The 12,790-nt window shown below is 42.2% G+C and carries 9 protein-coding genes; 7 read left to right on the forward strand and 2 right to left on the reverse strand.

Going from position 1 to position 12,790, the window contains the following annotated elements:
• Positions 1-3,982, forward strand: a 3,982-nt coding sequence (locus HWQ37_RS14175) for a WD40 domain-containing protein (RefSeq protein WP_292748227.1), incomplete at its 5' end; no start/stop codon positions are given.
• Between the two features lie 184 nt (positions 3,983-4,166).
• Here HWQ37_RS14175 and HWQ37_RS14180 read toward each other — a convergent pair.
• On the reverse strand, positions 4,167-4,514 hold the full coding sequence (locus tag HWQ37_RS14180) for a hypothetical protein (protein ID WP_292748228.1): 348 nt from the start codon (positions 4,512-4,514) through the stop codon (positions 4,167-4,169).
• 785 nt (positions 4,515-5,299) lie between these two features.
• Here HWQ37_RS14180 and psbO point away from each other — a divergent pair.
• From psbO to HWQ37_RS14210, 6 genes are all read left to right on the forward strand, one after another.
• A complete protein-coding gene (gene psbO, locus HWQ37_RS14185) occupies positions 5,300-6,136 on the forward strand; it encodes a photosystem II manganese-stabilizing polypeptide (RefSeq protein ID WP_292748229.1) in 837 nt (278 codons plus the stop codon).
• A 739-nt stretch (positions 6,137-6,875) separates the two neighbouring features.
• Positions 6,876-7,652, forward strand: coding sequence for an RNA polymerase sigma factor SigF (locus HWQ37_RS14190; RefSeq protein ID WP_292748230.1), 777 nt, complete (start codon positions 6,876-6,878; stop codon positions 7,650-7,652).
• A gap of 166 nt (positions 7,653-7,818) precedes the next feature.
• Entirely contained in the window at positions 7,819-8,685 is an 867-nt protein-coding gene (locus tag HWQ37_RS14195; RefSeq protein WP_292748231.1) for a hypothetical protein, read from the forward strand.
• 2 nt (positions 8,686-8,687) lie between these two features.
• The gene (locus tag HWQ37_RS14200; RefSeq protein WP_292748232.1) at positions 8,688-8,939 is read left to right on the forward strand and encodes a hypothetical protein; all 252 of its coding nucleotides are present in this window, start codon (positions 8,688-8,690) and stop codon (positions 8,937-8,939) included.
• Positions 8,940-9,599: 660 nt separating this feature from the next.
• Positions 9,600-10,883 (forward strand): serine hydroxymethyltransferase, encoded by a 1,284-nt coding sequence (gene glyA / locus HWQ37_RS14205; RefSeq protein ID WP_292748233.1) that lies wholly within the window; start codon positions 9,600-9,602, stop codon positions 10,881-10,883.
• A 141-nt stretch (positions 10,884-11,024) separates the two neighbouring features.
• A complete protein-coding gene (locus tag HWQ37_RS14210; protein ID WP_292748234.1) occupies positions 11,025-12,275 on the forward strand; it encodes a competence/damage-inducible protein A in 1,251 nt (416 codons plus the stop codon).
• Between the two features lie 64 nt (positions 12,276-12,339).
• On the opposite strand, the gene HWQ37_RS14215 is transcribed toward HWQ37_RS14210, so the two are convergent.
• On the reverse strand, positions 12,340-12,594 hold the full coding sequence (locus HWQ37_RS14215) for a hypothetical protein (protein WP_292748235.1): 255 nt from the start codon (positions 12,592-12,594) through the stop codon (positions 12,340-12,342).
• Positions 12,595-12,790: the final 196 nt, after the last annotated feature.

A 12,790-nucleotide genomic window follows, 5' to 3' on the forward strand; every position in this document is an offset into this window, starting at 1 on the left:
TGACTTAAAAGAATTAGCTCAAAAGTCATTACATCTACATAAAACTTATGGAACTGCCGCACAAGTTGCTCAAAATTATGGTTTTTTGGCAAATGTAGCGGCTTCAGAATCGAATTGGGTACTGGCTCATGAGTTAGCAAATACAGCACTTTCTATCTCCGAAGAAGTAACACAAGTTTCTTTACGAGACGCTTTGCAAAGGCGACGACAAGAAAGTTGGTATCTTCTCTTGCTAGCACGCACACAACGGCATTTGGGCGAGTGCGAGGAAGCTATCAATAACTTGGAATGGGCGAGAGTAGTTTGTGAGCTACAACATCAGCCATTACTTTATTTAGAGATTTTAGAGGAACTGCGATCGCTTTACTTTTTTGAGTGTCATAACTATACAGAAGCCTTTAAACTAAAGCAAGAAAAAATTAAAATAGAACATCAGTATGGCTTTCGTGCCTTCATTGGGGCAAGTCAATTACAGCCACAACGCCCCAGAATTAACCCAGTACTGGAACCTCACAAAATACCAATTATTCCTGAAGAAATTGCTCAAGAAATATCTGCTTCTGGACGACAACAAGATGTTAATCGTTTAATTGAAAGAATTGCCCGTGCTGACTACAAACTCACAGTTATTTATGGGCCATCAGGTGTAGGGAAAAGTTCAATTCTCAAAGCTGGTTTAGTTCCAGCACTCAAGGGAAAAGTTATCGGCGAACGCATTCCTATACCGATTATTTTGTCTGTTTATACTGATTGGATGACAATCTTAATTAGCAGTATAAATAAAGCCTTATCACACACAGGAATATCGGTTAATCTTGACTCTACACCCACCATCATACTAGAAAGAATTCGGTTTGTATCTGAGCGTAATTATACAATAGTTATCATATTAGACCAATTTGAAGAATTTTTCTTTGTTAGTAATCCTCCCACACAGCGAATAGAGTTTTACAAGTTTTTTAGTGAATGTTTAAATATTTCTTATGTAAAGATTATTCTTTCATTACGAGAAGATTACTTACATCATTTATTAGAATTTGAACGGTTAAGCCAGAAAAATAGCACTGGATTATATGATTTAGGAATAATTAATAAAAATATTCTTGATAAGGACATTCGCTACTATTTAGGAAAATTTTCTAGCCAAGATGCCAAAGTCATAATTCATAGTCTTACTCAACGTTCGCATTATGAAATGAGTGAGGACTTAATTAACCGATTAGTGCAGGATTTGACAGGAGAACTAGACGAAGTACATCCAATTGAATTACAAATAGTCGGCGCTCAACTACAAATAGAAAATATTACCACACTTGCAGAATATAAGCTTTGTGGTGGCTCGACAAAATTGGTAGAACGCTGGCTTGGTGAAGTTATCAAAGACTGCGGCCAGGAAAACGAAGAGTTAAGTTGGAAATTATTATTTGAGTTAACTGATGAAAAAGGGACGCGACCGTTAAAAACTAAAGCTGATTTAGCAATTGCATTAGTGAATAATTATGATCTAGATACAATATCAAGCTTTGACAAAGTTGGAGAACTGATTTTAGAAATATTGGTAGGTTCAGGGTTGGTATTGCGAGTTAGAGAAGAATTAGGCGATCGCTACCAATTGGTTCACGATTATTTAGTTGAACCAATTCGCCAAAAAAACAACTATGGTATGCTCGCCGAATTAGAAAAAATCAAACTTGAAAAAACTAGAGCAGAAGTAGCCCAACAACTTAGTCAAAAACAACTTAATTTGGTATTGCAACGGCGACTGCGGGAAGCACGGATAGCAGGTGCAATCCTGGCAATCATGGGGGGAACAATAGCAGCGTTATGGTGGCAAGCCGACTTACAAAAAAGAGCAGCAGTCCGCCAAACTCTACGAGCCGAAAGCAGTGAAACTAACTTGCAAATTAGTGTTATTACTGCTGCTAGCGAAGCTCTGTTTACATCTAATAAGGAATTTGATGCCCTATTAGAAAGTTTGCGGGCTTGGAGAGGACTTAAACAAGCAGATGGAGTCCAGCCAGATACCAGAATGCGGGTGGTAACAGCCCTGCAACAAGCAGTTTATGGGGTAACAGAGGTTAACCGCCTGGAAGGACACACTGATATCGTCTGGGGAGTAACTTTCAGCCCGGATGGTCAGTTGCTAGCATCAGGTAGCCGAGATCAGACGGTGAAACTTTGGCATCCTGACGGTACTTTACTCCAAACCCTCAAAGGTCATACTGATGCTGTTACTTGTATAAGTTTTAGCCCTGATGGTCAAACCCTAGCCTCCGCTAGCCTCGACAAAACAGTGCAAATCTGGCACAAAAACTCGGTTACAGGTGAATTTGACCCCAAACCATATAAAACCCTGAGAGGACATAAAGATTGGGTTTATAGCGTTAGTTTTAGTCCTGATGGCGAATTTTTAGCTACTGGCAGTAAGGATAAAACCGTAAAACTCTGGCGCAAAGACGGTAGCTTAGTAAAAATCCTGAGAGGACATCGAGGGTGGGTTAATTGGGTAAACTTCAGCCCTGATGGTCAATTCATCGCCTCGGCCAGCGACGACAAAACAGTAAAAATCTGGCGACGGGATGGTAGCCTCGTGACAACTTTGCAGGGACATCAGCAAGGTGTCATTGTAGCTGTTTTCAGCCCTAACGGTAAATTTTTGGCATCAGCAGGTCGAGATAAGACAGTGAAGCTTTGGCGGCGGGAAAGTAGCAGTAATAAAGACGGTTTTGAGTTTTTTCCTTATAAAACTTTACGGCAGCATAGCGGTACAGTCTGGAGTTTGAGCTTTAGTTCTGATAGTAAAAAATTAGCTTCCGCAGGTGAAGACAATACCATAAACCTCTGGAATATCACTGGTACTTTACTCAAAACCTTCAAAGGACACAGTGATGCTGTGGTTAGCGTCGCTTTCAGTCCAAAAAACAAATTGCTAGCTTCAGGAAGTTTTGACAAAAGCGTGAAACTATGGAGTTTAGATCCTCCAAGACCGTCTATTCTTCAAGGGCATCGGGATCGAGTTTTGAGCGTTGCTTGGAGTCCCGACGGTCAGATGCTAGCTTCTGGTAGTAGCGATCGCACTGTCAAACTTTGGCAGCGATACACCAGTAGTGGCGAGATCAAAACTCGACTTTACAAAACTTTGGTGGGACACACAAATAAAGTTCCTAGTGTCAGTTTTGACCCAAAAGGTGAAATGCTGGCTTCAGGAAGTTATGACAAAACTGTGAAACTTTGGCGGCTTGACGGTACTTTAATCATGACTCTCCACGGACATAGCGATAGTGTCATGAGTGTCAATTTCAGCCCTGATGGTCAGTTTTTAGCATCAGCTAGCAAAGATAAAACAGTGAAACTTTGGAACCGTGAGGGCAAGTTGCTCAAAACCTTAGTGGGACATCAGGGTTGGGTAAATAGCGTCAATTTCAGCCCTGATGGTCAGGTTTTAGCCTCTGCCAGTGACGATCAAACTGTGAAACTTTGGCGGCGGGATGGTACTTTGCTCAAAACTTTCTCGCCTCATGATAGCTGGGTATTGGGTGTCAGCTTTAGTCCCACTGACGAGTTGCTGGCTTCTGCTAGCTGGGATAACACCGTGAAACTGTGGCGACGGGATGGGACGTTGTTAAAAACTTTATTAAAAGGGTACAGTGATAGCGTCAATGCCGTGACTTTCAGCCCAAATGGTGAATTACTAGCCGCCGCCAGTTGGGACAGTACAGTAAAACTCTGGAGCCGTGATGGTAAATTAATTAAAAGTCTCAATGGGCATCGCGCTCCGGTGTTAAGTGTTAGCTTTAGCCCAGATGGTCAAACACTAGCATCAGCTAGTGATGACAACACGATAATTCTGTGGAATTTACATCTTGACGATCTGCTTGTTCGTGGTTGCGATTGGGTCGCTGATTACCTTAAGCACAACCACAATCTTGAAGAGCGCGATCGCCTTCTTTGTGATGGCATAACCCGTACAAAGCCTTTTTAATTACGAATTACGTTAGCGTAGCGGTAGCGAGTCCGCGATAGCGGAGCGGTAGCGAGTCTTCGAGCGTCGCGTCATTACGAATTACGAATTAGATTAAAGCCTCAATGAGCAACCGCTCTTGGTTTAGCGGTTGATGAGGCGATCGGAGTTGTTAATTCAGAGCTAGAAATTTATTTTTAGCTCATCAGCCGCATGAGCGATCGCTTTCCAAAACTTCATGGCTGTTTTCTTCGGGAGCCTCTTGTGGAAAATTCGCTAAAAAGGCTTGTAGCCTCATACGCTCAATGTAAGGCCAGCCTCCCTCAGACTCAATATCTTTCAGCAGTGAGTAAAGTTGGCGACGGTTAACAGGTAAACTCTCTTGAAAAATTCCATCCCGGATCTCTCGGTGTAACTGCTCCAATTGCCGCAGCAAAGCCAAAAGAGTCACAGTATCGCCTTCACAAGCTGTAGCGGCATCATACACCACAGTTGCGATCGCTTGCAGTTTACCAGACAAATTCTCCGATTGAATATTTTTGCGATCGTTCATGCCACCCTTTCCGTGTAAATGAGGTCAACTCAAATTTACCGGAGATTTTTGATTTTCCCTAGTTTGTCAGTTGTTTCCCTGTTACCCCATCTCCTCACTTGCCCTAGTTAGGAGTGAATATAACTAGATTTGTATCTTTATCAAAAGCAATTGCGATCGCTCCAAAAAGAGCGTAGTAACCTTTAGCATAGGCTTTACAGAAGCTAGATGCGATCGGGACGAGACTTTCTTGGATTTTGAGAACTTTGATTTTGAGTTAAAAAAAATCGTATGATCTGGCTGATTTACCCATCAAACAATGGGCTGTATGTAGTGGCGTCACATACATGATACAAAAAGACTTGGGCGACACCGCTTTTGCCATCAGCAAAAGCAAAGTGTGAAGCAGACACCCCTGTTCGCACTCTTCGAGGTAAGCATTTATGCTGCTCTGTGTGAGGCTTACTCATCCACCCGCCCAACTTTAACAAATGCCACCAACAGTAAAACTGCTGGTTTTTTGCTCCCCTAGTGACACACATCCAAAATGGATGCAGTGTGCTACTTAGTCTGGGGTTTACACCCCAAGCTCAAGAGAGCGACACGTTTAACTACGTTTAGCAGAGAAAAGTTTGAGCAACGGCTGACAACCTAAACACCCGAACACTTGCTTCAACTCTCTCAATCAGAGCAAAGCCGTGTCCGTACAAAGGTAGCTTTTCGCAGAGTAGCGTCTTCTCATCAGAGATCAAAGCTTCGATGCAGTTTTACAACTTAGATATTAATTTTTGAGATTGAGGTTGACCATGAGGTATCGCGCTTTAATTGTTGCATTCTTGGCTTTGTGCCTGGGACTAATAACCGCTTGTAGTGATGCTCCTGCTAGCAGTAGTGGTAGAGATGTACTCACTTACGATCAAATTCGCGGCACTGGTTTGGCTAACAAATGCCCCCAACTAGCAGAAACAAGCCGTGGTTCCATTCCCATTGATTCTAGCCAGTCTTATGCCATCAAAGAACTTTGCTTGGAACCAACTAGCTTCTTCATTAAAGAAGAACCTGCTAATAAACGGCAAGAAGCAGAATTTGTTGCTGGCAAATTGTTGACTAGATACACTTCCACCATTGACCAGGTGCAAGGTAACTTAAAAGTCAACGCCGATAATAGCCTGACTTTTGCGGAAACTGATGGTCTTGACTTCCAAGCCATCACTGTGCAACTTCCTGGTGGTGAGCGAGTACCTTTCCTCTTCACCATCAAAGACTTGGTTGCTCAAACCCAACCTAGTTTGACCAGTATTAACACCTCTACGGACTTTGAAGGCAGCTTCAAAGTTCCTTCCTATCGTGGTGCTGCTTTCCTAGATCCCAAAGGTCGTGGTGTCGTTAGTGGCTACGATAATGCTGTGGCTCTCCCCGCCCAAGCAGATGATGAAGAACTTACCCGCACTAACGTCAAACGTGCTGAAAATCTCAATGGCAAGATTTCTCTGCAAATCGCCAAAATAGACAGTTCTAGTGGTGAAATTGCTGGTACTTTCGAGAGCGAACAGCCATCTGATACAGATTTAGGTGCTGGCGAACCTAAAGAAGTCAAGATTCGCGGTCTATTTTATGGGCGGGTTGAACCGACTCGTGGCTAAATTGACTGGCACTCAGAACGACAATTCTGTAAGTATCAGACTTGATCGCAAAAGTTAACTTATCTACCCTCTTTTGTCAAGAGGGTAGATAGATTTTTTACAAAAATGGGGAAAAGTTAAATCTGAGCAAAATAGTCCTGAAAATTGGGAAAATTTTTATCCCTCAGTCTTCTGGATCGCTTGATTCATGCATCTAAATTTTTTCCTTTTATTAAAAGAATATAGACTTAAGTACGAAAAAGGGTAAGACTCCCTTTTTTTATTGGCTTGCGTAAATATACATAGTATGTTTGTGAAATTATTAGTAATTTTTAACTATTGGATGAATTTTAGTTAAAAGGGCAGGTAATTTCACTGTAAATCTAACTTTTGCTTATTAAATAAAAGCTCGACTACTGTTCTTTTGTTTCTCTAAATTAACTTCATAATTAATTAATTCAAGTTAAGTACAATCTCGGTTTGATATTTAGTGATTAATTTTATATTTTATTCCTATGTGGTTCTAAAAAAGCTACAGGTTATCCCAAAGATAAATAACCAACTAAATAGTGATTTCGCCCATTTAAATTTTGCTCGATTGTCAAGCAACCTATGGAATTTTGAGAGAAAGTTTTTCTTTATTATCTACCATAGTATCTGCTAGGAAATATATCGCAATATCGCCTTTGATTTCGTGCGATCGCAGCTTAATTTAAAAGCGAATAATTAGATTCTTTATTTGCTCAATAAACCCGGTGCCATGCCTACCACAGTCACCACTGAACTAAAGCACGAAATTTGGCAGTTGTTGCGAGAATATCAGCAATCTCCGTCAGAAACTATCCGCAATCAACTAGTAAAACTCAATTTTGGACTGGTGAGAAAAGAAGCTCACTACTGGACAAATCAATGTCATGAAACCTACGATGATTTGCTCCAGGTTGGATGTTTGGGTTTAATCAGAGCTATTGAAAGATTTGAAATTTCTAAGGGACATGCCTTCAGTTCCTACGCTCTTCCCTATATTCGGGGTGAAATTCAACACTATCTCCGAGATAAAGGTGTCACCGTCCGAATTCCTCGGAGATGGTTAGCGCTCCAACAGCAAGCAATAGGAGTATCACGTTCTTGGCGTGAAAAACACAATCGTCAACCAACCGACTCGGAATTAGCAGCAGCACTGGAAATTTCTCCAAACGAATGGCAAGAAATTAAATTAGCATGGGTTAATCGCGCTCCCTTGAGTCTTGATGTGCCAATCCAAGATGGAGAAGAAGGTTCTACCTGCTTGGGAGAATTGGTTCCAGATCCTCACTATCGCAGCTTTCAACTGGCACAAGAAGACCAACTTCGCTTACAACAAGCGTTGGTTCAGCTAGAACAACGTACCCGCGACGTGTTGGAATGTGTGTTTTTGCAAGATTTGACCCAAAAACAAGTTGCAGAACATCTGGGCATCAGTGTAGTAACAGTTTCCCGTCGAGTCAAGAAAGGGCTGGATTTGATGAAAGAGCTTATGGGTGTGGCAGAAGATTAACTGCAAACAAACACTAAACCGCAGTTATACTGGGTAGGCAGTGCTAAAAATAACCCTTGAAATGTAAAAAATTAGGTTATAAAGGGAACATACTTTGCCTTTGATCCAAATTTTAGGCATGTTGATTTCCACTTTTCAATTTTCCAATGGCTTTTGAGAAAGGCTCATGGGCAGAACTTTAAAAATTACAATTGCAGCTATTCTAACTTTGGCGATCGCTGGATGTGCTTCTGAAGATACACCACAAGCTATCAATCCTGTGCCAATTCCCAAAATAGCAAAAAAGTCGCCACCTGCGGCTCAATCCTTTAAGAATCCAGTGATACCTGCCAAACAGGTCTCACAAGGTAATCTTGCATCTGTTAACTTGATCCAATCCACTAATGCTACAGAGCGGATACGAGAATTTGTGGTATCAAAGGATCGAAGCGATCCTTTTGCACAAATTTTCGGGCAAACTGTTCCTGGAATGTCTAAAACATCTGGGAGACCAGTTCCCGTGTTGCCGAAGCTACCTACTGCATCACTAGTAGTACGAAAACTTCCAACACGCAGCATCGCTTTCAATCCAAAGAAATTAAATCCAAAGAAAAATAACGTTTCTTCTCTCCCCAAAAAAGTCAATCCTACGTTGACTTCAGTGTTGCCTAAAGTTTTGCCTCAAGTTATTCCCAACCCCACTTTAGTCTCTGTATTGCCACAGCCAACACAGCCTGAGTTAGCAAGGGCAGTAGTTGTGACTGGTGTAGTTCTAATTAGTAAGGAACCACAGGCAATTATCAAAGTACCGGATGAGCCAACAAGTCGGTATGTACAAGCGGGACAGCGATTAGCAAATGGCGTACTGATTAAACGTATTGAAATGAATCAGGGCTACAACCCCATCGTGATTTTGGAACAATATGGTATTGAAGTTGCCAAAATGGTAGGGGAAGGGGCTGTGAATTCAACGCCGTCTGCTGCATCTGCTACCGGCAATCCGATTTCAGTGACAACGCCCCCCCAAAATTCTTTTAATGTGGGAGCTTCATAAAGATGGAGACTAAGGAAAAAATTGAATTCGTTGGTTTGCCTTTAGCTGTTTATAGAGAAATAGCTGCTCATTTACGTCAAGTCGAAGGGGTGGAAGTGGATTTAATTCCCCAGTCATCCCAACAGTTTGATTACAATCAAAGTCAAATTGCTGGCTTGAGTCTCTCGTGGACAGCAAACTCTAGCTTAGAAAGTCGGCAACGAGTTAACCAGATTTTGGCTTACTATCAAAATCGCTATATGAATCCTATTTGATTTTTTGATTTGTGAGAATTGCAACCCGCAGAACCCCGACTTATTAAAGAAGTCGGGGTTCTTGTTGTTCACGAATCATTCTGAGTAGCGATGTCTCCGACGGGCTACGCCTACGCAGTCAGCATTATTTCACACAATACTTTTGGGTTAAGGCTAGCAGTCTTTGTCAAAGTCATTAGACCTCTTGCAAAAATCCTTGAATCACCCCTCCCCAACCCTCCCCTTGTGAAGGGGAGGGCGCAAGATTTCAAGTTTCCCCCCTTTATAAGGGGGGATTAAGGGGGTCTATTCGACTTATGCAAGAGGTCTATTTTTTTTTACGAACCGCAGAGGCGCAGAGGACGCAGAGAAAAGAAAGAGAAGGAAAAAATTGCTTAACTGAACTGTATTGTTATTTAACATAGGTTCATAAAAAACACTGTATAACGACCTCACAACACCCAGCAAGGTGAGGATTTCAAAAAGCAACGTTATGATAATTAATGCATTAATCGAGCTTGGGTCTAATAATAAATAAGTTGGCACAGATAAACCTCCAGAGTACGGAGACGATTAATCGCCTCTGTACAACAGTCAAAAACCATTGCTCTTGACTGTATATTTAGGTGCTGCGCCTAACCAAAATCAGCCGTTGTACAAATTTCCATAAGGATAATTCAAGTGACTAGGACTAATTCAGACTTTCTTTCTTCGAGCGATCCAGCGATCGCAGGGTTAATCAATGACGAACTACAGCGTCAACAAGACCATTTGGAGTTGATTGCTAGTGAAAACTTTACCTCTGCTGCTGTACTGGCGGCTCAAGGTTCGGTACTGACAAATAAATATGCTGAGGGTTTACCTGGTAAACGCTACTATGGCGGTTGTGAGTTTATCGACAAAATCGAGCAACTAGCGATCGACCGCGCTAAAGAGATATTTGGTGCTGCTCATGCCAATGTCCAACCCCATTCTGGCGCGCAAGCCAATTTTGCTGTCTTCCTGTCACTCCTAGAACCAGGGGACAAAATTATGGGGATGGATTTGTCTCATGGGGGACATCTTACCCACGGTTCCCCTGTAAATTTCTCAGGGAAGTGGTTCAAAGTTAGCCACTACGGTGTCAGTCAACAAACAGAACAACTTGACTACGATCAAATTCGGGAGCTGGCGCTGAGGGAGCGTCCTAAGCTGCTGATTTGTGGTTATTCAGCTTATTCCCGGATAATTGACTTTGAAAAGTTCCGTAGTATTGCTGATGAAATCGGCGCTTACTTACTTGCTGATATTGCCCATATTGCTGGTTTAGTTGCCAGTGGTCTTCATCCCGATCCCATTCCTCACTGTCATGTAGTTACAACAACTACCCATAAGACTCTACGCGGCCCTAGAGGTGGTTTAATCTTGACTGGTGACGCAGAACTAGGTAAAAAGCTAGATAAATCTGTTTTTCCTGGCAGCCAAGGCGGGCCATTAGAACATGTTATTGCTGCCAAAGCAGTAGCTTTTGGAGAAGTGCTGAAACCTGAGTTTAAAACCTATTCTGCCCAAGTGATTGAAAATGCTCGTGCTTTGGCAAAACAATTACAAAATCGGGGTTTAAAGATTGTGTCTGATGGCACTGATAACCACTTAATGCTAGTAGATTTACGTTCGATTGGTATGACAGGTAAGCAAGCGGATCAGCTAGTTAGCACCGTAAATATTACTGCTAATAAAAATACTGTTCCTTTCGATCCGCAGTCGCCATTTGTCACCAGTGGTCTAAGATTAGGTTCGCCAGCAATGACAACGCGAGGCTTAGGAGTAGGAGAATTTACCGAGATTGGAAATATTATTAGCGATCGCCTACTTTCTCCAGATTCCGACGTAGTAACCCAAGATTGTCGGCAACGGGTAGCGGCATTGTGCGATCGCTTCCCCTTATATCCTCACCTGGAAATTCCTGTACCAGCATTAGCATAATTGTGCATTGGGCAATTCAATTTTAGATTTTGGATTGACGATTTTGGATTAAATTTCAATCTAAAATCCAAAATCTAAAATCTAAAATTCTTACTCCCCTCATTCCCCACTCCCCACTCCCTACTCCCCTTCCCCAATCCAATGAGTGCAGAAATTATTTGTGTTGGTACTGAACTATTGCTAGGAGATATCCTCAACGGCAATGCTCAATTTTTGGCGCAACAATTAGCGCAGCTAGGTATCCCCCATTACTATCAAACAGTTGTTGGGGATAATCCAGAACGGTTGAAGCAAGTTATAGAAATTGCTATTTCCAGAGCGCAAATTCTCATTTTCACTGGTGGACTCGGCCCGACACCAGATGATCTCACCTGCGAAGCGATCGCCGATTTTTTTAAAGTCCCGTTGATAGAACGTTCTGACATCATCGAAGACATAACCCAAAAATTCGCCCAACGTGGTCGGGTTATGTCACCAAGTAACCGCAAGCAAGCTTTGATTCCCCAAGGCGCAGAAATTCTCCCCAACCCCACTGGAACAGCACCCGGTATCATTTGGCAACCCCGTCCTGAAATCACAATTTTTACCTTTCCCGGTGTTCCCAGTGAAATGCATCCGATGTGGGAAGAAACAGCCGTACCATTTCTTAAAAGTCAAGGTTGGGGTAAAGAAATTATTCACAGTCGGAGTTTAAAATTTTGGGGTATTGGTGAATCTGCTTTGGCGGAAAAAGTTGCTTCCTATTTGAAGTTGCCAAATCCCACAGTAGCGCCTTACGCAGGTAAGGGGGAAGTAAGATTGCGAGTCTCTGCTAAAGCAACTTCCGAAGCCGCAGCAGAAACCTTGATTGCGCCCATTGAAAAACAACTTAAAGAAATTGCCGGACTGGATTTTTACGGCGTTAATAATGATACTCTTGCTTTCGTGGTCGGTCAGTTATTGCGGGCATCAAAAGAAACGCTTTCAGTAGCAGAATCTTGCACCGGTGGCGGTTTAGGGCAAATGTTGACTGAGATTTCTGGGAGTTCTGATTACTTTTGGGGTGGAGTAATTTCTTATGACAATTCGGTGAAGGTTAGGCTATTGGGGGTTAACCAGGAAGATTTAGATAAATTTGGGGCAGTAAGTGCGATCGTTGCAGAGCAAATGGCAATTGGGGTAAAAACCCGACTTGCAACAACTTGGGGACTGAGTATTACTGGTATTGCTGGCCCAACTGGAGGCACAGATACAAAGCCGGTGGGTTTAGTTTATGTTGGTTTAGCTGGCCCAAAGGATGAAGTGACAAGTTTTGAGTATCAGTTTGGTACAGTGCGAGGCCGCGCTCTAATTCGTCATGTAAGTGCGAATGCAGCATTAGATAATCTGCGGCGGAAATTGTTGACGAGGTAAGTAACCTAAAAGGGCGGTATTCGCGTCTCTATCCTCCTACACATGACACGATCAGGTTTTGCCATTACTGAGTAACAACATTCAGTGATTGCGAGACAGTATTCACAAGCACAAATTGGTCAGCAGTAAGAATAACATTTACGTATTCATAGCCTCCAACTAACTTTTGATTGGGTATGGCAATATCTACTGCATAACCTTCAGGATTTTCGTAGCATTCTACAATTGTTCCCAGTGTATTTTTAGGAATCATCTGGTCGGCAAAATCTGGTTGCACTTGTGCCAATGTTTTTATTTGATCGTAAAGTTTAGCTTTCATTACTATCTTCCTCTCGTTAAAAGCTATGAGTAAAATTCCCATCCTCCAACCAAATCACTCATACACTTTCAGAAGCTATTTTGAGATGTCATTCGAGCCAGAAGACATACTGGCTGAATTTGGCTATTCTTTAAAACGTTCGGTTCTTGCGTTACTTTTATGGAAAATTAATACTAAAGTGCCAGTTTAATAAACT

Origin of the sequence: Nostoc sp. NMS4, from assembly GCF_017115095.1 — a bacterium.
GTDB lineage: Bacteria > Cyanobacteriota > Cyanobacteriia > Cyanobacteriales > Nostocaceae > Nostoc.